The sequence below is a fragment of the Asticcacaulis biprosthecium C19 genome (assembly GCF_000204015.1).
Lineage (GTDB): Bacteria > Pseudomonadota > Alphaproteobacteria > Caulobacterales > Caulobacteraceae > Asticcacaulis > Asticcacaulis biprosthecius.
Genome location: NZ_GL883077.1, coordinates 299,281 through 321,031, shown reverse-complemented (window position 1 = coordinate 321,031; position 21,751 = coordinate 299,281). Strand labels below are relative to the sequence as shown.

Below are 21,751 nucleotides of genomic sequence, written 5' to 3'. Positions count from 1 at the left end.
TTTTCGGCAGCAATGTAACGTTCTGTCATGGCAGTTTACGTATTGTTTGAAACCGGTCTGCTAAACAGGCGCTTTCGCGGCCCAGACGAAGGAATTACACCATATGTGCGGCATCATCGGCATCATCGGCAATGAACCCGTCGCCCCGCGCCTGCTGGAGTCATTGCGCCGGCTTGAATACCGCGGCTACGATTCCGCCGGCATTGCGGTCCACACCGACGCAGGCCCTGACCGCCGTCGCGCCGAAGGCAAGATCCGCAACCTGGAAGCCGCCATCGCGGCCCACCCCATCGACGGTGTCGTCGGTATCGGCCACACCCGCTGGGCCACTCACGGCGCGCCGGAAGTCCGCAACGCCCACCCGCACACCGCCGGTAAGGTCAGCCTGGTCCACAACGGAATCATCGAGAATTTCGCCGAACTGAAAACCGAACTTCAGGCCAAGGGCCAAGTCTTTACGTCGGATACCGACACCGAAGTCATCGCCCATCTGCTGGACGATGCGCTGAAGACCCTGCCGATGAAGGAGGCCTTCAAGGCCGTTCTGGACCGGTTGCACGGTGCCTACGCCCTGGCCATTCTGATTGCCGGCGAGACCGAAACCCTGCTGGGCGCCCGCCGCGGCTCGCCCCTGGTCGTCGGTTGGGGCCATGACGAAATGTATCTCGGCTCCGATGCCCTGGCCGTCGGACCTTTTACCCAGCGCGTCACCTACCTCGAAGAAGGCGACTGGGTTGTCCTGACGCGTCACGGCGCCGAGATCTTCAATGCCCGCGGCCTGCTGGTCAATCGTCCGGTGACGGTAGTCTCTGCTTCGGCAGCCCTGGTCGAAAAGGGCTCCTTCCGTCATTTCATGGAAAAGGAAGTCCATGAGCAGCCGGAATCCTGCCAGCGCACCCTGTCGGCCTATCTCGACCCGGTCGCCTGCGCCGTGCGCGACGACATCAAGGCGGGTATAGACTTCAGCCAAATCGTCCGTATACAGATTATCGCCTGCGGCACTGCGTTTTATGCCGGCTCGATCGCGCGATACGCCTTCGAAAAGCTGGCCGGATTGCCGGTCGATGTCGAGGTAGCGTCGGAGTTCCGCTATCGGACACCGGCCATCACGCCGGGTACCCTGGCCGTGGCCGTGTCACAGTCGGGTGAAACCGCTGACACTCTGGCCGCCCTGCGCTGGTGCAAGGAGCAGGGGATGCATACGGCGGCCGTGGTCAATGTCCATTCTTCGACCATGGCGCGCGAAGCCGATCTGATGTGGCCAACCCATGCCGGTCCGGAAATCGGTGTCGCTTCGACCAAGGCGTTTACGGCGCAGCTTTCGGCCCTGCTCAGCCTGGTCGTCTGCGCTGCGCGTCAACGCAGCAGGATCACGGCCCACGAAGAGGCCCACCTGGTTCAGGTGCTACTGGGCGCGCCCGGTTTGATCGCCGAGGCCATGGCCATGGACGCCGAAATTACCCGCGTGACCTACGACCTGTCCAAGGCGCGCGACGTCATCTATCTCGGGCGCGGCGACATGTACCCCCTGGCCCTCGAAGGCGCGCTGAAGTTGAAGGAAATCAGCTATATCCACGCCGAAGGCTATGCTGCCGGCGAGCTGAAGCACGGACCCATCGCCCTGATCGATGAAAACACGCCGGTGGTGGTCATCGCCCCCGACGATGCCCTCTTCGAAAAGACGGCGTCGAACGTTCAGGAGGTCGCGGCGCGCGGTGGTCGGGTGATCATGATCACCAATGTGCCGGAGAAAGTGCCGGCACTATCGGGTGATGCCGGCAAGTCGTTGAAGGTCATCACGGCGCCGTCGTGCGACGCCTTTATTGCGCCCCTGGTCTATTCAGTGCCGATCCAGCTTCTTGCCTACCACACGGCGGTTCACAAGGGCACCGACGTCGATCAGCCCCGCAATCTGGCCAAGTCGGTGACGGTGGAGTAGTCGACCCCTATTCCCAGCTTCTGTAAGGTTTTGTGAGAAGCTGGGAATTGTAATATCGCGCATCGCCAGTAACCTCCCGCCCTATCCACTCCGGTCGCTCGAACCCTTCATCGCGGCTGCCGAGTTCGACCTCCGCCATGATCAGACCGGCATTGGCGCCTTCGAAGACGTCGACCTCCCAGACATGCTTCCCGACCGGCACCTTGAAGCGCACCTTGGCCAGGGACCGGATGCCCGGAAGCGCCAGCATGGCTTCGGCGTCGGCCACGGGAACCGGATATTCCCACTCCGCCCGCTCCAGCCCATCCTCCGAACTCGATCCCTTGATGGTCAGGAAGGCCTTGTCGTCCATCAGCCGCACCCGGACGGTGCAGTCTGCGTTGGTCGTCAGATAACCTTGGACGATCCGGTGCTGGCTGGTCGCGGAGGACCGGAAATCGCCGGACACCAGGAATTTGCGTTCGATCTCGGTGCCCATGGTCCTACCTCGGATAGATCAGCATCTGAGTGCAGCGGAACAGGGCGATGGTCTTGCCGCCGTCTCTGTGGGTCACGGTCACATCCCACACCTGGGTCGTGCGGCCCATATGGACCGCCTTGCCCACCGCCACCAGTGTTCCGTCGCGCGCGGTCGCCAGGTGATTTGACTTCAGCTCGACGGTGGTGAAATTGACCGCCCCTTTCGGCAGGGAATGGATACATCCATAACCCGCCGCCGTGTCGGCGAGGCTGACGACGGAGCCGGCATGGAGGTAGCCGTTAGGCGCCATGACCTGCGGCTGGATCGGCAGTTCGGCGTGCAGTTCTCCGTGCGCCACATACGTGATGCGTATGCCGAGGTGGCCGGGAAGGGTCCCCTGGCCCCACTGATTGATCTCTTCGAGCGTTCTCATAATTTTTTTCGATCGGCCCAAGCCGCGCCGATGTCAATCCTGAAATCGCCTGGCGACCGATTGAAGTGCGATGGGCCGTTGCCATGTACAGAGAGTCGCAAAAGATGTTGTTGTGGACAAGGAATACTACGTATTACTAATAAGAGAATTTATCCATTTGATTTATATAATTAAAAAATTCGTAGACCTCTAATCTCAATGGCGGCCCTACCAAAAGTCATACCGAGCAATCCCAACAAAATAAGGATTTCATGGCCAATCTCTCACGCGTGAGCGCGCGCGTGTGTGCATGTCGAGCATTATGAAAGATGCGCAATGACAAACGATTGCATAGTCTTCACGTCTGCTTAACCTATAACATTCATATGCTTTGCTACGAGTATAGTTAGTGAGGCTTAACCATGACAAAACGTCATTTGCGTTCCGGGGCCATGCTTGCCGCAGCCGGAGTGCTATCTTTAATGCCCGTGGCCGCTCAGGCCGACGGCGCCCGGGAGATCCAGGTTGCAGGACGCACCTTGACCTTCCTCGAAAACGGACCGACCGGTAAGGTCGTTTTCGCCATCGTCTACGACGCTTCCAAACCGGCTTCCGTCGCTGAAAAGGACCAGGTCATGGCCGCTCTGGGCTCCGGCATGGCCGCCGGTTCCGCCACAGTGGTCGGTAAGCCGGTCGAGGCCGGCGCCATCGGATCCGCCGGCGATGTCGGCGCCTTTTACATCACGCGCGGCGTCAACTACGCCGCCGTCGGCGCCGCGGCCAAGAGCAAGAAGACCCTGAGCATCAGCTCCGACATGGCCTGCGTCAAATCCGGCGCCTGCGTCATGGGCGTGGCCGCCACGCCCAAGGTCGAAATCGTCGTCAACTCGGCCGCTGCGGCCGCCGTCGGCGCAAAGTTCAAAGCCGCTTTCAAAATGATGATCAAGGAAATTTAAGCGCAGACAGCGCCCCGGAGTTCGTACCCATGCGTAAATTCACCTCTCTTCTCACGGCGGCCGTCGCGGCCTTGCCTTTCATTGCCGGCGCCGCCGGTGCTCAATCCATCGACTACGGTTCGCTGCAGGACCTGTTCGGTGAGCCCGTCACCACCTCCGCCACGGGGTCGCCTCAGCGTTCTACCGAAGTGCCGGTCGACATGACCATCATCTCGGCCGAGGACATCAAGCGCTCGGGCGCCCATGACCTGCAAACCCTGATCAGCCGCGTGCCCGGTATCGACGTGCTGAACTGGTCGACCTACGGCGCCGATGTCGGCGTCCGCGGCTACAACCAGGCCATGTCGCCGCGCCTGCTGGTGCTGGTCAACGGCCGCCAGGTCTATCTCGACCACTACGGCTACACCGCCTGGCAGACCATTCCCGTCCAACTGTCGGAAATCCGCCAGATCGAGGTGGTGAAAGGTCCCAACTCGGCTCTGTTTGGCTTCAACGCCGTGTCGGGCGTGGTCAATATCATCACCTATAATCCGAAGTACGACACGGTCAGCGGCGGTTCGGTCTCGGCCGGTTCGCGCAACCGCGCCGAAGCCTCGCTGGTCCAGACCTTCCGCCTTTCGCCGAAGATTGCCGCCCGTCTGTCGGCCGGTGCCTCGAAGGCCGACGAGTGGGACAATTCCTTCGGCGCCCCCAGCTATCGTCCGGAGGCGTCACGGGCCAATGTCAACCTCGACACCGTGATTTCGCTGACCGAGAAGACCGAACTGCGTTTCGAGACCTCGTGGTCGAACACCCAGTCCAACGACGCGGTGTCGAACTACGATATGTCCGAAACGAAGTACCGGACCGGGTCGGTGAAACTGGACCTGACGTCTGACACGCCGGTGGGTCTGGTCACAGCGACTGCCTACCGCAACACCCTGAAAAGCAACACCAATGTCGCCGGTCCGGTGCCGCTGGACAACACCATCTCGGTGGTCAGCCTTCAGGACCTGTTCAAGCGCGGCAAGCACACCTTCCGCTTTGGCGTCGAGTTCCGCCAGAACGAAATGCCGACCACGCCGCTGACCGGCGGTGAGGTCAGCTACACCGTCATGGCCCCATCGGCCATGTGGAACTGGGCCATCTCCGATACCCTGTCGACCGCGGTCGCCATCCGCTCGGACAATGTCAAGCTCAAGCGCACCGGCAGCTTTCCCGCCGGCTTCCCTATGGCTGACAATGCGAACTGGGACCGTGACATTAGCGAGCTCAGCTACAACGCCGGCGCCGTCTGGCGGATCAGCGACAAGGACACCTTGCGTGTCATGACCGCCAAGGGCGTCCAGGCGCCGACCCTGATCGAACTGGGTGGCTTCCAACTCATCTCCGGTCCCATCGCCGTCATGGGCAATCCGACCATCGAACCGACCATCGTCAAGAACAGCGAAATTTCCTACGATCGGACGTTTACGTCGGTAAAGCTTGGCGTCAAACTGTTCACTCAGACCTCGGACAATGTGAAAGGCCAGCCTTCGTCGACCGCCTTCTACCAGTATCCGACCCTGACCACCTATCCGGCTCTGAGCTGGCTGAATGTCGCCGATTCCGAAATGACCGGCTTCGAACTGTCGGCTTCGGGCAAGCTGGGCGAAGCCTTCCATTGGAGCGCTGACTATACCGCCACCGACATCGAGGACGAAGCCTATCCGACCCGCAACCTGACCGAACTGCGCGCCGCCTTTGGCCGTATGTCGCCGGAAAGCCGGGCCAATCTGAATGTCGGCTGGTCGGGCAGCAAATGGACGATCGACGCTTATCTCCACCACACGGACGATTTCGACACCTTCGCTCCGGAGACCTATGCCGTGACAACTATCCCGGCCCACCTCACACTGGCTGCCAACGTCAATTACACACTTACGGACAGCATGACCGTGTCGCTGAGCGGCCAGAACCTGGGTAACGCCAAGATTCAGACCGCCGCCTACCGGGTTCCGTCCACCGTCTTCCTCAGCCTGACCAAGCGCTGGTAAGGCCACTGGCCGCCGGGATAGGCGTCCCGGCGGTCATTATTTACGTTTAATAAGGTCCTCGTCACCATGACCTCTTCATCTGCAAAGAAACCTGGATGGGCCCGTCCGTCCGACTGGCCGTTTATCTGGAAATTCCTGGTGCCTTCGCTTATGGCGGTGGCGCTGATCATCGTCCTGGCGGCCAGCGCCACCCTGGCGCTGCAGAACCAGACCCGACGCATGGACACGGTGGTCAACGGGGTGATGGACAATGCCCTGTTCCTGGGTGAGGTCCGCGCCGAACTGCGCGGCGATGCCCGTGATCTGTACAACGCCTTGGCGGCACGGGCCGGCGGCGACACCGTCATCGGCTCGGCGGCCAATACCGCCAAGATCGCCGAAAGCCTCAAGGGGTTGCAGGACAAGGTCAAGGCGCGCGCTGCCAAGGTGACTGACCCCGAGGACAAGAAGGCCTTCGAAGAGCTGATCACCGAGATCGAAACCCAGAAGGGGGCGATCGAGTTCGTATCGTCCATGCTCGAGATCGACCTGAACGCGGCCATCTCCTTCCTGCCGCCGTATGCTGCCTCCGAGCAGAACACCGACGCTATCGTGCAGAAGGTCCTCAAGCGCACCGAAGCCCGCGCAAAGGCGGAGGCCGCCGAAAGCGTCAAGTCGGCGCAGCAGGACGTGTTGGTTATCGCCATTATTGCTGCCGTCGCGGCCCTGGGTGCCGGCGGGCTCGGTGTCATCATCGGCCGCAGCACCTCGACTTCGATCAAGGCGATTGCCGACGCCACACACCGACTGGCTGATGCCGATATGACGGTCGAGCCCTCGAAGCTGCAGCGTGGCGACGAGCTGGGCCAGGTCGTCCAGGCGTTGCAGGTGTTCAAGGACGTCACCCAACAAAGCCGCGCCATGGCCGCCGACCAGGAAGAGGCGTCACGCGCCCGTCTGGCCCGCGCTTCGGAAATGGAACAACTCATCGCCGGCTTCAACCGCGACTTCAGCGGTCTGATTCGGGGCGTCGAAAAAGCCTCCAGCCACCTGGAGCAGTCGGCGTCGATCCTCACCTCGACTTCGTCCGAAAATGCCAACCGGGCCCATTCAGCGGTTAATTCGATCTTCGCCGTGCGTGATTCTATGAGTGCGGTGGCCGCCGCCTCCGAAGAGCTCGGCGCGACCATTTCAGAAGTCGACCGCCAGGCGACGGCGTCCGCCGGAGTCGCCCGCGACGCCACAGACCGTGCCGAGCATACCCAGACGGCCGTAGCGGAACTCACCCAGGCGGTTGCCCGGATCAATGAGATTGTTGACCTGATCTCGTCCGTCGCCAAACAGACCAACCTGCTGGCGCTGAACGCCACCATCGAAGCCGCCCGCGCAGGGGATGCCGGCAGGGGTTTCGCCGTCGTTGCGCACGAGGTCAAGAGCCTGGCCGAGCAGACCTCGAAAGCCACGGAAGAGATTCGCGGCCGTATCGGCGATGTTCGCCGCGCGGCTGACCGCACGACATCTGAGATCGGCAACATTGCCGGGGTTATCGTCCAGATGCAGGGAATTTCGGAAAATACCTCCGAATCCGTGCGTCAACAGGTCCAGGCGACCCACGAAATCACGATGAGCCTCTCGACGGCCCTGCAAGGGGCTGGCGAGGCCTCGGCGACGATCGAGCAGCTGAACCACGCTGCCGAAGAGGCCGGCACGGTGTCGGGCGCGGTGACGGAAGCGTCGCTCAGCCTGTCGCAGCAGGCCGATCAGATGAAGACGGTGGTGGAAACCTTCCTGAAACGGGCCGCAACCCTGTAGTTCCCCTTGCCTTTGGCTTGCGCCTATGTAGATTGGCGCGCTCGATGGGAGGCTGAATGCTACGGGAATGCACCAACTTCTGGGGCGGCACAGCTATTGTGCAGGAACCGCCGGCGATCGAGAAGCACTATGATGTCACCTATTTTCCGCTGTCGCGGCAAGTTTGGTATGACAAAGACCCGAACTGGGGGGTCTACGGCGCGGATGGTCACCTGATCGATGCCGCCGCCTTACGGCGGGGGAACAGTACACCGCCACGCCTGTGCGGCCAGAGCCGGGTCCACGCGCATCCCTTCCCGACCGAGTTCGACTGGGCCGAGGATATCGAATACATCTATATGGGTTGTTTCATATCCCATTACGGCCACTATCTGTGCTCGACCTTGGTTCGGCTGTGGCCGCTGTTGCGCGAAGGACTGAACGGGCGCAAGCTCCTGCTTCACGCCCCCAACGGGCCTGACCACGAGTTCCGAATCCCCTACGCTGCCATGACACTGGAAGGCCTGGGCCTTAAGCCGGACGATATTGTCGTCTTCCAGGAACCGCGCCGCATCCGCAGGCTGATCATCCCGCGACCCAGTTTCGTTGAGCAGTTGCTTGGTCACCATGCCCACCGCGACCTGTGCCACCGCATCGGCGAACAGTTTCTCGACGGCCTCGACATGACCACAGCGCTGCCACCGGTCTATTTCAGCAAGACGAAATTGCTGGGCGGAGTCGGCCGTATTGGCAATGAATCGGTGATCGAAAACGTTCTGGCCAGTAATGGCATCGGCATAGTCTATCCCGAGCAGTTGAGCCTTCGCGAGCAGGTCCGCCTGTTTGCCGAGAACCGGGTCATCGCCGGCACGGGCGGTACGCAGCTCCATACCGGAATCCTGGCCCCGCCGGTAGCTAGGGTCGTCGCCCTGTCGGCCAGCCATTCGGTCAATTCCAATCTGCTCCTGTTTGACCGTCTCAACGACCGGACGGCCGGCTATGTTTATGACGACCGCGGCTATCGTGAGATGCAAAATCAGGATAAGTTTCTGACCTCGGATTATCTCGAAGATCCCGAGGCGACGGCACACGACCTGCTCGCCCTGATCCGGGAGCTCTAAGGTTGGTGAGGCCTTACGTGGGCTTCCGTACCTGGACGAATATTCAGCAACATGATCTGCGGTGGCGCACCGAACCTCACAGGGATGCCGCTTGACCCCAGTCCGCGCGTCACTATCAGTATGCGGCCGTTGATGACTTCATAGCCGTCGGCGGTATCCTCGGTATGGCGCACCACACGCACGGGGGCGCCGATGAGCGGCAGCCGCACCTGGCCGGCGTGGCTGTGCCCTGACAACTGGATCGGGGCGTGGTTGGACTCCCAATCGAACAGGCCGGGATTGTGCGTCAATGTCAGGGTGGCGGCACCCGCCGGCGCCTGGGCCGCCGTGGCCGGAAAGTCCGGGTTTTGGGTCTGGCCGTCCTCGACCCCCAGAATCCAGACATCGCCGCTGGGCCGCTCAATCCGGAAGGCCCGGTTCTCGAGGAACGTCACCTGTGTCTCGGCGAAAATTTCGCGCACCCGGTCGCAATCCCACCAGCAGTCGTGATTACCCATCACCGCGTAGGTGCCGAGCGGCGCCTTGAAACTATCAAGCGCCCGCAACCCCTCTTCATCCAAGGCAATCATCTCTGGTGATCGCATCGGGCGGGCGCCGAACTCCTTGCGGCCCTTGAAGACGTCGCCACCGATATAGTCGCCGGCCAGCAGGATGACGTCAGGTTTCAAGCCTGCGACCTGTTCGGCGATCTTTCGAACGCGCTCGGGCGGCATGTGGACGTCATCGACATGGATATCGGATAGCAGAACGACCCGCAACGGTGCGGTATCCTTCGGCCAGGCCGGGACCTCGACATCGAATTCGGACACAACCGTGCTGCGCGGTTCGAACCAGAAGGCGTCGGCAGCCATGGCGATGACGCCCAGCCCAATAACCCCCCAGATAATCCGCCCCCATTTGCGCATGATCCGTCCTTAGCACGTTCACAAATCCGCGAAAAGGCAACCAAAGAGTTGCGTATTTACCCGCCTTGCGTCCAGATGCGTCCATGACCGAAACACCTGACGCCATCATCAAAACCACCACCCTGAAAGCCTCGCTGGACAGGGTCTGGAACGCCATCGCCAATGCCGACGAATTTGGTGTCTGGTTCGGAGTCCGCTTCGAAGGCCCGTTAGTCTTGGGCGAAAAGCTGAAGGGCGTCATCGCCGCGACCCAGGTTAATGACGAGATCGCCGCCGCCCAGAAACCGTGGGAAGGCACACCGTTCGAGATTGTGGTCGAGACCATAGAGCCGAGGACGCGGTTCGCTTTCCGCTGGCACCCTTACGCGGCCGACAAGGACTACGACTACAGCCGCGACCCCATGACCCTAGTGACATTTGACCTGATAGAAGTCGAAGGCGGCGTGCACCTGACCATCACCGAGTCCGGTTTCCGTCAGTTGCCGCAACATCGCCGCGGCGAGGCCTTCACCATGAACGAAGGCGGCTGGACGGCTCAGGCCGGTCTGATCGAGGCCTATCTTGCGCGATGAAGCCGCGCTGTTCGCCGCCCTGGGCGACGATACCCGGCTGGGTCTGGTGGCGCGATTGGGTGAGGGGCCGTCGTCGATCGCCGGCCTAACCCGCGGCGGCGACCTGACCCGTCAGGCGGTGACCAAGCATCTCTATGTGCTGGAAAGGGCCGGGCTTGTGAGCTGCGCCCGCCTAGGCCGCGAGAGCCTGTGGGAACTTCGCCGCCAGAGGTTGGAAGAGGCGCGGGCCTTCCTGGATGTAATGTCGCAACGCTGGGACGACAGGCTCGAGCGATTGAGGGTGTATGTGGAAGACCACAAACCCTAAGTTCGCTTTGGACTCCCTCGCCCCACTTGAGGGGAGAGGGAGGCGGACAGCGCCCTTCATAACCATAGGCGCACATATTTTTCACGTGACGCAAGAATTTCCGAAATATCTCCGTCTCGCCGCTAAAATTTCGCACTTCATGGCGTGACAAACCCACCCGGATACGCCATACGGAAAATCAGCATCCATCCGTTTTCTCAGGCTTCAACCCGTCATGCGCGATTTCTACCGTATCCGCCGTCTGCCCCCCTATGTCTTCGAAGAAGTCAACAAGGTGAAGGCACGGCTGCGCGCAGAAGGCGTCGACGTCATCGACTTCGGCATGGGCAATCCCGACATGCCGACCGCCCCGCACATCGTCGACAAGCTGATTGAAACGGTGAAAAAGCCCAAGACCCACGGCTATTCCGTCTCCAAGGGCGTCCACGGCCTGCGCAAGGCCATGGCCGGCTATTACGACCGCCGCTATGGCGTCAAACTGAACCCCGACAATGAAGTCGTCGCCACCCTGGGGTCGAAAGAAGGCTTTGCCAACCTGGCCATGGCCATCACGGCGCCCGGCGATACCGTCATTTGTCCGAACCCGGCCTATCCCATCCACGCCTTCGGATTCCTGATGGCCGGCGGGGTCATCCGCCATGTCCCGGCCCTGTCGCCGGAGCAATACCTGTCCGGCATCGACAAGGCCGTGAAGCATTCCGTGCCAACGCCGTCGGTGATGATCGTCTCCTATCCGTCCAACCCGACAGCGCAATGGGTCGATCTCGACTTCTACAAGGAGGTCATCAAGATCGCCCAGAAGCACGACCTGATCGTGCTGAGTGACATCGCCTATTCGGAAATCTATTTCGACGACAACCCGCCGCCCTCCATCCTTCAGGTCAACGGTGCCAAGGAGCGTTCGGTCGAAATCAATTCGCTGTCGAAGACCTATGCGATGGCCGGCTGGCGCATCGGCATGGTGGTCGGCAATTCGGAGATCTGCGCCGCCCTGTCGCGGGTAAAATCCTATCTCGACTATGGTGGTTTCGCGCCTATCCAGGTGGCTGCTGCCGCCGCCCTTAATGGCCCCCAGGAAAACGTCGCCGAGATCCGCGCCACCTACAAGTCGCGCCGCGACGTTCTGGTCGAATCCATGAAGCGCGCCGGATGGGACGTGCCCGCCCCGCCCGCGTCGATGTTTGCCTGGGCCAAGATCCCGCCGAAATTCGAACACCTGGGCTCGATCGAATTCGCCAAGCTGCTGATCGAAGAAGCCCATGTTGCCGTGGCGCCGGGCCTGGGCTTCGGCGAATACGGCGAAGGCTATGTCCGTATCGGCCTTGTCGAGAACGAGCACCGAATTCGCCAAGCGGCGCGCAACATCAAGAAACTGCTGCAGCCGGCGGGGCGCAACAGCGCGGACGACGATCTGCCGCTCGACGCCGCCTGACGAAAATTGTAATGACAGCCTTGTCATCGTGATTGGGCGCGGCTTTGCGATCACACTTCGTCGCGCCTGTCATTAAATCTTCATTTATTCTTTTTGACTCTTCCCACGATTTGGGTTTTGATGTTTTTCATTGTGCAGTGCACAGTTTTTGCAGATTTCTGACATTTTCGGGAAGGTAACTGCATCGACTGGCCGTGCGGTTCCGGGCTTTACATAGCTTGCGTCGATTTATGAGGTGAGGGCGTGGTCAGTCTTGAGTTCGATCTGAATACGGAATCGGAAAGCGACGCGTTTTTCGGTGCCTTTTTCAAGTTCGTCGAAGCCGCCTCCATTGCGGACACCGATGCAATCTCCGTGCGTTCCGATCCCACAGGCGAACACCTGACCAAGGTGGTGACCTTCGAAGACGAAATGCAGGCCGATCAGTTCAAGACCTACTGGACGCAACGCCGCCGCTGGCTGGGACTGTGACCTTATACCAAGCCGCGATGACCTTGACTCATCGCGCTTGGCAAGGGCGCCAGAGAACGGTTCTTGCCCGCCGCCGCTTATGCGGCGAGCCATGCGGCGTTTGAGCTAAAAAATGCGAATACCAACCTGCACCTTAAGTGTCAGTATCTGTGCAGGTTGGTAGTAAGCTAAGTTGACGGCTGATTCTGGCCACCTCTGATAAATTCATGCCTGGACTGCGCTACCTGCCGCTGCGTTATCGCCTGCCGTTGATCCACGGCGGGCTGAATCTGCTGGCCCACAGTCGTTCCAACCGCTGGAAAAAAGCCGGCGCCGTGACGCCGAAGCCGGGCCCCCTGGTGGTTTCCGGCTTTCTGACCGAGACCCTCGGCATCGGCCGTGCCGGGCGAATGACGGCGCAGGCCTTGAAAACGGCGGGTTTTGCCGTCGTTGAGCACGACCTGCGGCCGGCCTTCAAACATCTGCTGTTCCAGGGTGCGAAACTGCCGGGTGAGGGCGGGGTGTGGCTGATCCACGCCAATGCGCCGGAGTGTCTGGTCGCCTTCATGGCCCATTCTCCGGAAACCTGGACCCACCGTTACCGCATCGGCTATTGGGCCTGGGAGACGCCCAAGGCGCCAGCCGACTGGGTGTGGATCGCCGATTATTTGCATGAGGTCTGGGTGCCGTCGCGCTTCGTCCATGACGCGATGGTCAAGGCGTTTATCGCGGGCGGCCGTGACGACCTGGTTCCGCGTTTGCGCATTATGCCGCACCCGGCGCCGCAGTCGGTCGCCATCCGCTATTCCGATGCTCAGCAAAAGTTCGGCCTCGATCCGGATCTGTGCGAGGTTCTGTGCCTGTTCGACACCAAGTCCGGCGCCATGCGCAAAAACCCATGGAGCGTGCTGGAGGCCTGGCGCGAAGCCTTCCCGGAGCCGGCGGACCATGCCCGCCTGACTTTGAAGGTCAGTGACATGTCTGGCGACCGCGAGAGCGAACACCGGCTGACACGGGCTCTCGCGATGCGGCCGGACATACGGGTGCTGACCGAACGGCTGTCTGACGCCGACATGGACGCGCTGCTGGCGGCCAGCGATGTCCTGATATCGCTGCACCGGTCGGAAGGGTTTGGCCTGACCCTGGCCGAGGCCATGGCGTCGGGCGTTGCGGTGATCGCGACGGGATGGTCGGGCAATATCGATTTCATGAACGATCGGAATTCGCGCTTGATCCCGGCACGGATGATTGCGTTGCACGACCCGGACGGTCCCTATTGCCAGGTCAGCGGTCGCCCGGACCAGATCTGGGCTGAGCCGGATATTTCAGCCGCGGCGGTAGCTTTGCGCGACGTGACTATGGATGCTGTCGTGCGCCGTGACCTGATCGTGGCGGCACAGAGCGATGTCAGGGCGTTGGACAAGCCTTGGCAGCCCGAGGCGCTGAGAACGCTCGCGTTCAACCTGTACCTGGGTGCAAGGAAATCCTGAATAACCCCTCTCCCCGTTCTTCACGGGGAGAGGTTAGGGTGAGGGGCTCTTTCTGGTGGTTCGGTGGTGACTGCGCGCTCAGAAAGAGCACCTCACCCGATCGCGTTCACTTCGTTCCGCTCTCGTCTTCTCCCCGCGGGCGGGGAGAGGTATTTTTACGCCGCTCTCACGCTCGCCAGAAAGGCCGTTGCTGTCGTTTTCAACGCCTCGGTCTGAGCCTGCAGATGCTCGACATCGGCCAGGGCGCTGTTCGCCTGGGTACCGGTGCGCTCCGCCGTATCATTGACCTCGCCGATGGCGCCGCCGACCTCGGCCGTCGACATGGCCACATCCGCCGTCGATCTCGAAATCTCTCCCACCGCGGCCGACTGCTGACGTACCGACTCTGAAATCGCGTAGGCCAGGTCGCGCAGGTCGACGACCATATCGGCGATCGCCACCATCGCGCCGGAAGCTTCCGCCGTCGCCGATTGCACGCCCTTCACCTGGGTGCCGATCTCATCCGTCACCTTGGCGGTCTGCTGCGCCAGGGCCTTGACCTCGGTGGCGACGACGCTGAAACCGCGACCGGCCTCGCCTGCCCGCGCGGCCTCGATCGTCGCGTTTAGCGCCAGCAGATTGGTCTGGGAGGTAATCTGGCTGATCATATCAATACTGCTGCCGATGCTTTGGGCCGCCTCATTCATCGCCGCGACCTTGGCGGTGGCGTCATTGGCCAGGCCGGCTGCCGACTGAGCCGCATGGGCGGCGCGATCGGCCTGGTCGGCAATGCTTTGCGACGACGCCGACATTTCTTCCGTGGCGCCTGCCACCGACTGGACATTGCCGCTGGCCATATCCATGGCCACGGCAGCGCTCTGACTGCGGGCGCGGGTCTGTTCGGCATTGATGCTCAGTTCCGCCGCGGTCTGTCCCAGGTTTGAGGTCGCCGCGCTCAGCCGCTCGACGATGCTGAGCACCGAGGACTCGAACCGGTCCGCCATGTCGCGCATGGTGATGGCGCGCACCGACTGGGTTTCGACCTCCACCTGCGCCTGCGAGGCCCGCATCCGGGCGGCCTCTTCGACAGCATCGCGGAAAGTCGTCAGGGTACGGACGATCACGCCGGTCTCATGCCCGTCATCTTGGAAGGGAATATTGCTGACGGCTTCGTTGCGCGCCAGTTTCTGCATCAGGCCCGACAAAACACCCAGTCGTGTCGACAAGCCCGAGGCAATCACCCAGGTCAGGCCCAGCGCCAGGGCCAGAACCGCAGCGGCCAGGACCAGTTCCATCAACATCTTCCCCGTCTCGGCGCTGGCCCTGTCCGCCTGCATCTTTGCCAGGTCGCGATTGCCGGGTTTGAACAGAGCGTCGGCGGCGCTGAGAAAGCCGTCATATTGCGACGGGTCGTCGCGGAAGGCCTTGGCGGCTACCATGAAGCTGTCCAGGGCCACCTGGGTGTCGGCGGCGAGTTTGCCGCCGTCGCTGTAGGTTCCCGACTTGACGAAGGAATCGTTCAGCGCCGTGACGGCATTGTCGAAGGTCACTGCGGCGATCGGATCAGACGGCGCGCCGTTGAAGTCGTATCCGGCGACGATAACCACCGGCATCTTGGTGGTCACCGCATCCATCATGTAATAGCTGTCGAGTTCCGGATCGAGGATCAGCTTGGACTTGTCGGTGATCTCGACGAACAGAGCGGCCGACGCCTTCAGCAGGTCCGGGCCGGCCTGGCCTTTCAGCGTCTCCGCCTTGGCCGGATCGACCATCTTGGCGTTGTCAGCGGCGATCTTGCCGAGGTCGGCCACTGCGTCCTTACCCGCTGCGCCGGCCATCAGATCCGGCCACACGGCGTCGAGATAACGCGCCCCGGCCAGTTCGCTGTTGGCGAAATCGACAGCGACCATATGCGACTGGTACAGCAGCCACCCGGTCATGGCGACGGGCAGCACCATCAAAACGCCCAGGATACGCATGCGCCCCGAAATGCTGGTGCGGGCGTTGATTGCGTCGAAGAGCTTAGCCATAAAGTATCCCCGGGACGTCTATTGTCGTTGTCTCCCTCAGGGTAACGGACACGGTTTAAGAGTTTGCTAACTGTGTTTTTCACCCGCTCTTGCCTCAAACTTGACTCGCGCGTCCTTTTCCGGCATAGACCCCGCCACATCGCGCACCTACGTCTTGCGCTCCAAACCAGAACCCTTCGTCATCACGCCCCCGGCACTGCGCCCGGACAGAGGATGGGAAGGCTCCCCGACAGCGCGTGGCGCCCTCGGGGATTTTCTGTTTGGGTGCGAACGGGGCGCGAACGGAGAATTGAGATTATGTTCGACAGCTTGAACGAGCGCCTTTCCGGTCTATTCGACCGTCTCTCAGGCCGCGGCGTCCTTTCGGAAAAGGACGTCGACGAAGCCCTGCGTGAAGTGCGCGTCGCCCTGCTGGAAGCCGACGTCGCCCTGCCGGTGGTGCGTCAGTTCATGACCAAGGCCAAGGAACTGGCCACCGGCGAAGAGATCATCAAGGCGGTCAAGCCGGCCGACCAGGTCGTGAAGATCGTCTATGACGGCCTGATCGACATGCTGGGCGGCGAAGAGCCTGAGCCGCTGAACCTCAACGCCGTGCCGCCCGCTGTCATAATGATGGCCGGTTTGCAGGGTTCGGGTAAGACCACAACTTCCGCCAAGCTGGCCCTGCGCCTTTCGAAGTTCGACCGCAAGAAGGTCATGATGGCCTCGCTGGACACCCGTCGTCCGGCCGCCATGGAGCAGCTCAAGCTGCTAGCCGAACAGGTCGGCGTCGACTTCCTTCCGATCGTCGCTGGCCAAAGCGCCACCGACATTGCCCGCCGCGCCTTGCAGGCTGCCAAGATCCAGGGCTTCGACGTCCTGATCCTCGACACCGCCGGCCGGACCACGCTCGACGAAGCGCTGATGAGCGAAGCCGCCGAGATCGCGCGCATCGCCAATCCGATCGAAACCTTCCTGGTCGCCGACAGCCTGACCGGCCAGGACGCCGTGCGCACGGCCACAGCCTTCCATGAACGCCTGCCGCTGACCGGCCTGATCCTGACCCGCGCCGACGGCGACGCCCGCGGCGGCGCCATGCTGTCGATGCGCGCCGTCACTGGCCTGCCGATCAAGTTTCTCGGCGCCGGCGAAAAGGTCGAAGCGCTCGACGTCTTCGATGCCCGCCGCGTTGCCGGCCGCATCCTCGGTCAGGGCGATATCGTCGCTCTGGTCGAAAAGGCGGCTCAGGAACTGGACCAGGCCAAGGCGACCGCCATGGCCAAGAAGATGGCCAAGGGTCAGTTCGACCTCGACGACCTGGCCGAGCAACTGCGTCAGATGAAGCGCATGGGCGGGATGAGCGGCATTATGGGCCTGCTCCCCGGCGTTCAGAAGGCCAAGAAGCAGATCGATGAGCTGAACATCTCGGACAAGACTTTCGACCGCCAGGTGGCCATCATCACCTCGATGACCAAGATGGAGCGCAAGAAGCCGGACGTGCTCAACGCCTCGCGCAAGCGCCGCATCGCCGCCGGCGCCGGTGTCGAAGTCATGGAAATCAACCGCCTGCTGAAGCAGCACCGCCAGATGGCCGATACCTTCAAGGCGATGTCGCGCTCCAACGGCCGCGGCGCCATGGGCCAGATGGCGAAGATGTTCGGCATGGGTGGTGGCGGCATGCCGAACCCCTCCCAGATCGCCGACATGGCCAAGACCCTGAACGCTCCGGGCGGCCCGTCCGAGGCCGATCTGGAAAAAATGCAGTCGATGGCCAGCAATGCCGGCATCAAGCTCCCCGGCCTCGGCGGTCCTGCCGGCGGCTCACCCTTCTCCGGCTTACCCGGCCTTCCGGGCGCCAAACCTTTTAACCCGACCAAGAAATAAGCGATCAAACCAAGGAACTGAACATGCTTAAGATTCGTCTCTCCCGCGGTGGCTCCAAGAAGCGCCCCTACTACACCATCGTCGTCGCCGAAAGCACTGCGCCGCGCGACGGAAAGTTCATCGAAAAGGTGGGCACCTATAACCCGATGCTGCCGAAGGACGCCGTCCGCGTCACCCTGAAGTCGGAGCGCATCGCTGAATGGCTGAAGAAGGGTGCGCAACCGACCGACCGCGTCGCGCGCTTCCTGTCGCAAGAAGGCCTGGTCACCTGGACCGCCAGCAACAACCCGAAGAAGGGCACCCCGGGCAAGAAGGCCCAGGAACGTGCCGCTGAACGCGCCCAGCGCGAGCAGGACCGTCTCGACGCCGAAGCGGCTGCTCGTGAAGAAGCCGCTGCCGCTGCTGCCGCTCCGGCCCCTGTGGTCGAAGAAGCTGCCGCTGAGCCGGAAGTCGAAGTCGCTGCCGCCGAAGAAACCGCTCCGGAATAAGCTTTGCTGCGGACTCCCATGCGAAAGGGCCGGAGCGATCCGGCCCTTTTATTTTGAGATTTTTTTGATGACAAAACCCAATCTGGTTCTCGTCGCTCAGGTCGGCGCGCCCCATGGTGTCCAGGGCGAGTTCAAGCTGATGAGCTTCATGGACGACCCCTTGAGCCTGCTGGAACATTCGCCGCTTCTGGACGTCGCCGGCAAGCCCGCTTTGGTCGTGACCAAGGCGCGAGCGCACAAGGGCGCGCTGCTGGTCTTTGCCGAACAGGCGCCTGACCGCACGGCGGCGGAGAAGCTGAAGGGGCAGAAACTGTATGTCGACCGCGCCGATCTTCCGGACACGGACGAAGAGGAATATTACGTCACCGACCTGATCGGCATGGATGTTGTCGACACGTCAGGCAACATGGTGGGCAAGGTGGTCAATGTCGACAATTTCGGCGCCGGCGACCTGCTGGACGTCAAGCCGCTGGAGGGTGTCAGCTTCTATGTTCCCTTCACCCTGGCCCATGTCCCGCAAGTGCACCTGGCCGAAGGCCGTATTGTGGTGGACCTGACTGGACTTTAAGGAAGGTGGTCCACAGATTGCACAGATTAGAAGAGATTAAGCTGCTGAAAAATAGCACTTAATCCCTCTAAATCTGCGAAATCTGTGGACCACCTTTTCTTAAGGCCGCTACGCGGCAATCAGGTGTGAATCCCGCCGGCGACTTCGATGCGCTGGCCGTTGATCCAGCCAGCCTCGTCCGACAGCAAGAGCGATACCACCCCGCCGATATCGTCCGGCAAGCCCACGCGCCCCAAAGGCGTCCGCGATGCGATCAACGCATTTAGCTCGGCATTGTCACGAACCCGGCCACCGCCGAAGTCGGTCTCGATCGCACCCGGCGCCAGGACATTGACCGTAATCCGCCGCGGCCCCATCTCCATCGCCAGATAGCGCGTCAGGACTTCGACCGCGCCTTTTGCAGCAGCATAGGCGGAGGCGCCAGGGTAGCTGAACCGCGCGAGGCCCGACGAAAGATTCAAAATCCGGCCGCCGTCGCAGATCAATGGCAACAACGCTTGGGTCAGGAAAAATACGCCCTTGAAATGAACGTTCATCACTTCGTCGAACTGGGTTTCCGTGGTCTCTGCGAACGGTGTGTACAGACCCATGCCGGCATTGTTGATCAGGTAGTCGAAATCGTCACGTCCCCATTCATCCCTCAAGGCCGCACGGACGGAGGCGACGAAACCGGGAAACTGAGCCGTCATGCCAGTATCGAGCTGGATCGCCACGGCCTTTCGTCCCATCAGGTTGAGATCGGCGATCAGGGTTTCCGCCTCGTCGCGGCGCGCGCGGTAGGTAAACAGAATATCGACGCCGCGCGCTGCGAGATGATGGGCCATGTTGCGGCCCAGGCCGCGTGAACCGCCGGTGATTAGTGCAATTTTCATGAGATAGCTCCTTCTGTGATGGAGCACTTTACTGTTTGGCATTTCGGCGATAAATCACGCAAAAGATCACAGACTGTTCGAAATCCGAGAACAATGACCCGTCTCGAAACTTATGCCGTGTTCGTTCGTGTCGCTGAGTTGAGCAGCTTCACCCAGGCAGCGGTGTCGCTGGGGGTGCCGAAATCGGCGGTGTCATCAGCCATCGCAGCGCTGGAATCGCGGCTGAAAACCCAGCTTCTCTACCGCACCACCCGCAAGGTCCAACTGACCCATGACGGCCACCTTCTGTACGAACGCGCCCGCGATCTTCTGTCGGATGCCGAGGACATCGAAGCGATGTTTCAGTCGTCACCCGCGGCCCTGACCGGCACCTTGCGGGTGGACATGCCGGTGGCCATGGCGCGCAACTTCATTGTCCCGCGCCTGCCCGAGTTTCTCGGCCGTCACGCAGGTTTGCAACTGGAATTGAGCTGTACCGACCGCCGTGTCGATGTGGTGGCGGAAGGTTTCGACTGTGTGATCCGCGTTGGCGCACAGCCCGATTCCGGCCTGATGGCGCGTCAACTGGGTGAGATGGTGATGGCCAATGTCGCCTCGCCGGCCTATCTCGAACGCCACGGCACGCCACAGACCCTGGACGATCTCGATCGCCACTTCATGGTTCACTATGTCAGCCAGTTGGGCGCCCGGCCCTGGGGGTTCGAATACCGCGACGGCGACAGCTACCGCACACGCGATGTCCCCGGCCGGATGTTCGTCAACAGCACCGAATCTTTCCAAAGCGCCGCCCTGGCTGGTTTCGGGATCATCCAGGCGCCTGTGGCCGGGCTGGCGCCGGTGCTGGGCGAGGGGCGACTGGTGGAGATCCTGCCGCAGTACGAGGCCGAGCCCCTGCCGGTAGCGCTGGTCTATCCGCGCCGCCGTCATCAGGCCCGCCGGGTGCGCGCCTTCATGGATTGGGTCGCCGCCATCATGGGCGACTACTTGTCTAAACCCTGAGGCGGTGTCATGGTCAAAGATAACAAAAAGATGCAGATGAGACGCCCCACTTCCATCGATATTGCCGCTCTTGCCGGAGTCTCCCAGGCCACCGTGTCGCGCGCCCTGTCGCGCCCGGCCTCAGTCAGCGAAGGCGTGCGCCAGCGCGTCTTCGATGCGGCGGCCAAGCTGAACTACACGGTCGATATCAATGCCCGCAAACTGCGCTCGAAGAAGATCAATACCATTGCCGTTCTGGTGTCGGAAGACATCGATCAGGGTGACAATCCGATCAACCCCTTCTTCCTGCCGCTGATCGGCCAGATCATGAACTATGCCGGCGAAAAGGGCGTCGACGTCCTGATGTCGCTGCAAAAGCAGAGTTCCGACTGGGGCGCTGACTATGGCTTTTCGCGCCGGGCCGACGGTATCATCTTCCTGGGCTATCGCGATTTCGAGACCTACCTGCAAAAGATCGAAGCCCTGCGCACCGTCGGCGAGCCGTGGGTGGTGTTTGGGCCGGTCATGCCGGAAACACCCAATGTTTTCATCGGTTCCGACAATGAGGGCGGTGCCTATACGGCGGTCGCCCACCTGCTCAAACTTGGCCGCAAACGCATTGTTTTTCTGGGCGAGGCGTCGGAGCGCCATTCCGAGTTCTTCGAACGCTACAAGGGCTTTATGCGCGCCCATACCGAGGCGGGCGTGAGGCCGGACGACAGCCTGGCCATTGACTGTTTCATTTCGCGCGAAGAGGGCGCAGCGGCGATCGAACGTCTGCTTGATGACAGCATCACCTTCGACGCGGTGTTTGCTGTGACGGATCTGCTGGCCATTGGCGCGATCCAGAGCCTACAAAAGCGCGGCCTGAACGTGCCAAAGGACGTGTCTGTCATGGGTTTCGACGACCTGTGGGCCTGTACCTGCATCAATCCGGCCCTGAGCACGGTGCGTCAGGACACCAAGACGGCAGCCCAGGTTCTGGTCGATACGCTGGCCGCGCTGATCGACGGCGAGCCCGTCGAGATGACACGCATACCGACTCAGCTTGTTATCCGCGAAAGCTGTGGCGGGTGAAAATGGGTGATGCTGGCCTGCAAAGGTCCGTCTTCTGCGCTTCCGGTGCTCACGTACTAAGCTTTAC

Annotated in this window: 20 protein-coding genes; 15 read left to right on the top strand and 5 right to left on the bottom strand. The window is 61.6% G+C overall.

The features are described 5' to 3' along the window. Positions 1–103 precede the first annotated feature (103 nt). On the top strand, positions 104–1,939 hold the full coding sequence (gene glmS, locus ABI_RS01815; protein ID WP_006271103.1) for a glutamine--fructose-6-phosphate transaminase (isomerizing): 1,836 nt from the start codon (positions 104–106) through the stop codon (positions 1,937–1,939). 7 nt (positions 1,940–1,946) lie between these two features. Here glmS and ABI_RS01810 read toward each other — a convergent pair whose 3' ends face one another. Then, positions 1,947–2,417 (bottom strand): CYTH domain-containing protein, encoded by a 471-nt coding sequence (locus ABI_RS01810; RefSeq protein ID WP_006271102.1) that lies wholly within the window; start codon positions 2,415–2,417, stop codon positions 1,947–1,949. 4 nt (positions 2,418–2,421) lie between these two features. Then, a complete protein-coding gene (locus ABI_RS01805; protein ID WP_040308493.1) occupies positions 2,422–2,832 on the bottom strand; it encodes a PaaI family thioesterase in 411 nt (136 codons plus the stop codon). Between the two features lie 461 nt (positions 2,833–3,293). Between ABI_RS01805 and ABI_RS01800 the strand changes: the two genes are divergently transcribed. The 4 genes from ABI_RS01800 (at position 3,294) to ABI_RS23340 (ending at position 8,673) form a co-directional block, all read left to right on the top strand. Next, positions 3,294–3,767 carry a hypothetical protein gene (locus ABI_RS01800; RefSeq protein WP_006271100.1) on the top strand — a complete coding sequence of 158 codons (474 nt, stop codon included), beginning with the start codon at positions 3,294–3,296 and terminating at the stop codon, positions 3,765–3,767. Between the two features lie 29 nt (positions 3,768–3,796). After that, complete coding sequence (locus tag ABI_RS01795; protein WP_006271099.1) at positions 3,797–5,782, top strand: TonB-dependent receptor plug domain-containing protein; 1,986 nt, start codon at positions 3,797–3,799, stop codon at positions 5,780–5,782. A 66-nt stretch (positions 5,783–5,848) separates the two neighbouring features. After that, the gene (locus ABI_RS01790) at positions 5,849–7,573 is read left to right on the top strand and encodes a methyl-accepting chemotaxis protein (protein ID WP_006271098.1); all 1,725 of its coding nucleotides are present in this window, start codon (positions 5,849–5,851) and stop codon (positions 7,571–7,573) included. A gap of 56 nt (positions 7,574–7,629) precedes the next feature. Next, positions 7,630–8,673, top strand: coding sequence for a glycosyltransferase family 61 protein (locus tag ABI_RS23340; RefSeq protein ID WP_050808170.1), 1,044 nt, complete (start codon positions 7,630–7,632; stop codon positions 8,671–8,673). Here ABI_RS23340 and ABI_RS01780 read toward each other — a convergent pair. Further along, positions 8,670–9,578 (bottom strand): metallophosphoesterase, encoded by a 909-nt coding sequence (locus ABI_RS01780; protein ID WP_006271096.1) that lies wholly within the window; start codon positions 9,576–9,578, stop codon positions 8,670–8,672. The genes ABI_RS23340 and ABI_RS01780 overlap by 4 nt on opposite strands. Positions 9,579–9,661: 83 nt before the next feature. On the opposite strand from ABI_RS01780, the gene ABI_RS01775 reads away from it, so the two are divergent. From ABI_RS01775 to ABI_RS01755, 5 genes are all read left to right on the top strand, one after another. After that, the gene (locus ABI_RS01775) at positions 9,662–10,150 is read left to right on the top strand and encodes an SRPBCC family protein (RefSeq protein ID WP_006271095.1); all 489 of its coding nucleotides are present in this window, start codon (positions 9,662–9,664) and stop codon (positions 10,148–10,150) included. Continuing rightward, positions 10,140–10,457, top strand: coding sequence for an ArsR/SmtB family transcription factor (locus ABI_RS01770; RefSeq protein WP_006271094.1), 318 nt, complete (start codon positions 10,140–10,142; stop codon positions 10,455–10,457). The genes ABI_RS01775 and ABI_RS01770 overlap by 11 nt, the downstream gene beginning before the upstream one ends. Before the next feature lie 214 nt (positions 10,458–10,671). After that, a complete protein-coding gene (locus ABI_RS01765) occupies positions 10,672–11,889 on the top strand; it encodes an LL-diaminopimelate aminotransferase (protein ID WP_006271093.1) in 1,218 nt (405 codons plus the stop codon). Positions 11,890–12,132: 243 nt separating this feature from the next. Further along, positions 12,133–12,360 carry a hypothetical protein gene (locus ABI_RS01760; protein WP_006271092.1) on the top strand — a complete coding sequence of 76 codons (228 nt, stop codon included), beginning with the start codon at positions 12,133–12,135 and terminating at the stop codon, positions 12,358–12,360. Positions 12,361–12,566: 206 nt separating this feature from the next. Then, positions 12,567–13,829, top strand: a complete 1,263-nt coding sequence (locus ABI_RS01755; protein ID WP_006271091.1) for a glycosyltransferase — start codon at positions 12,567–12,569, stop codon at positions 13,827–13,829. Positions 13,830–13,984: 155 nt separating this feature from the next. Here the strand turns inward: ABI_RS01755 and ABI_RS01750 are convergent, their stop codons facing one another. Beyond that, positions 13,985–15,838 carry a methyl-accepting chemotaxis protein gene (locus tag ABI_RS01750; protein ID WP_006271090.1) on the bottom strand — a complete coding sequence of 618 codons (1,854 nt, stop codon included), beginning with the start codon at positions 15,836–15,838 and terminating at the stop codon, positions 13,985–13,987. A gap of 297 nt (positions 15,839–16,135) precedes the next feature. On the opposite strand from ABI_RS01750, the gene ffh reads away from it, so the two are divergent. The 3 genes from ffh to rimM all read left to right on the top strand — a co-directional run bounded on the left by ffh (position 16,136) and on the right by rimM (position 18,757). Beyond that, positions 16,136–17,701 (top strand): signal recognition particle protein, encoded by a 1,566-nt coding sequence (ffh, locus tag ABI_RS01745; protein WP_006271089.1) that lies wholly within the window; start codon positions 16,136–16,138, stop codon positions 17,699–17,701. Positions 17,702–17,724: 23 nt separating this feature from the next. Then, positions 17,725–18,189 (top strand): 30S ribosomal protein S16, encoded by a 465-nt coding sequence (gene rpsP / locus ABI_RS01740; RefSeq protein ID WP_006271088.1) that lies wholly within the window; start codon positions 17,725–17,727, stop codon positions 18,187–18,189. 67 nt (positions 18,190–18,256) lie between these two features. Further along, a complete protein-coding gene (gene rimM / locus ABI_RS01735) occupies positions 18,257–18,757 on the top strand; it encodes a ribosome maturation factor RimM (RefSeq protein ID WP_006271087.1) in 501 nt (166 codons plus the stop codon). 119 nt (positions 18,758–18,876) lie between these two features. On the opposite strand, the gene ABI_RS01730 is transcribed toward rimM, so the two are convergent. Continuing rightward, positions 18,877–19,629 (bottom strand): SDR family NAD(P)-dependent oxidoreductase, encoded by a 753-nt coding sequence (locus ABI_RS01730; RefSeq protein ID WP_006271086.1) that lies wholly within the window; start codon positions 19,627–19,629, stop codon positions 18,877–18,879. A 93-nt stretch (positions 19,630–19,722) separates the two neighbouring features. Here ABI_RS01730 and ABI_RS01725 point away from each other — a divergent pair, with 93 nt between their 5' ends. Together ABI_RS01725 and ABI_RS01720 are read left to right on the top strand one after the other, a co-directional pair. After that, positions 19,723–20,628 carry a LysR family transcriptional regulator gene (locus ABI_RS01725; protein WP_006271085.1) on the top strand — a complete coding sequence of 302 codons (906 nt, stop codon included), beginning with the start codon at positions 19,723–19,725 and terminating at the stop codon, positions 20,626–20,628. Between the two features lie 36 nt (positions 20,629–20,664). Beyond that, positions 20,665–21,684, top strand: coding sequence for a LacI family DNA-binding transcriptional regulator (locus ABI_RS01720; RefSeq protein ID WP_245531279.1), 1,020 nt, complete (start codon positions 20,665–20,667; stop codon positions 21,682–21,684). Positions 21,685–21,751 lie beyond the last annotated feature (67 nt).

What these genes read in the sequence shown, in the direction of transcription:
- glmS (WP_006271103.1), top strand. Translation starts at nt 104, where the DNA reads ATGTGCGGCATCATCGGCATCATCGGCAATGAACCCGTCGCCCCGCGC.
- ABI_RS01810 (WP_006271102.1), bottom strand. Translation starts at nt 2,417, where the DNA reads ATGGGCACCGAGATCGAACGCAAATTCCTGGTGTCCGGCGATTTCCGG.
- ABI_RS01805 (WP_040308493.1), bottom strand. Translation starts at nt 2,832, where the DNA reads ATGAGAACGCTCGAAGAGATCAATCAGTGGGGCCAGGGGACCCTTCCC.
- ABI_RS01800 (WP_006271100.1), top strand. Translation starts at nt 3,294, where the DNA reads ATGCCCGTGGCCGCTCAGGCCGACGGCGCCCGGGAGATCCAGGTTGCA.
- ABI_RS01795 (WP_006271099.1), top strand. Translation starts at nt 3,797, where the DNA reads ATGCGTAAATTCACCTCTCTTCTCACGGCGGCCGTCGCGGCCTTGCCT.
- ABI_RS01790 (WP_006271098.1), top strand. Translation starts at nt 5,849, where the DNA reads ATGACCTCTTCATCTGCAAAGAAACCTGGATGGGCCCGTCCGTCCGAC.
- ABI_RS23340 (WP_050808170.1), top strand. Translation starts at nt 7,630, where the DNA reads ATGCTACGGGAATGCACCAACTTCTGGGGCGGCACAGCTATTGTGCAG.
- ABI_RS01780 (WP_006271096.1), bottom strand. Translation starts at nt 9,578, where the DNA reads ATGCGCAAATGGGGGCGGATTATCTGGGGGGTTATTGGGCTGGGCGTC.
- ABI_RS01775 (WP_006271095.1), top strand. Translation starts at nt 9,662, where the DNA reads ATGACCGAAACACCTGACGCCATCATCAAAACCACCACCCTGAAAGCC.
- ABI_RS01765 (WP_006271093.1), top strand. Translation starts at nt 10,672, where the DNA reads ATGCGCGATTTCTACCGTATCCGCCGTCTGCCCCCCTATGTCTTCGAA.
- ABI_RS01755 (WP_006271091.1), top strand. Translation starts at nt 12,567, where the DNA reads ATGCCTGGACTGCGCTACCTGCCGCTGCGTTATCGCCTGCCGTTGATC.
- ABI_RS01750 (WP_006271090.1), bottom strand. Translation starts at nt 15,838, where the DNA reads ATGGCTAAGCTCTTCGACGCAATCAACGCCCGCACCAGCATTTCGGGG.
- ffh (WP_006271089.1), top strand. Translation starts at nt 16,136, where the DNA reads ATGTTCGACAGCTTGAACGAGCGCCTTTCCGGTCTATTCGACCGTCTC.
- rpsP (WP_006271088.1), top strand. Translation starts at nt 17,725, where the DNA reads ATGCTTAAGATTCGTCTCTCCCGCGGTGGCTCCAAGAAGCGCCCCTAC.
- rimM (WP_006271087.1), top strand. Translation starts at nt 18,257, where the DNA reads ATGACAAAACCCAATCTGGTTCTCGTCGCTCAGGTCGGCGCGCCCCAT.
- ABI_RS01730 (WP_006271086.1), bottom strand. Translation starts at nt 19,629, where the DNA reads ATGAAAATTGCACTAATCACCGGCGGTTCACGCGGCCTGGGCCGCAAC.
- ABI_RS01725 (WP_006271085.1), top strand. Translation starts at nt 19,723, where the DNA reads ATGACCCGTCTCGAAACTTATGCCGTGTTCGTTCGTGTCGCTGAGTTG.
- ABI_RS01720 (WP_245531279.1), top strand. Translation starts at nt 20,665, where the DNA reads ATGAGACGCCCCACTTCCATCGATATTGCCGCTCTTGCCGGAGTCTCC.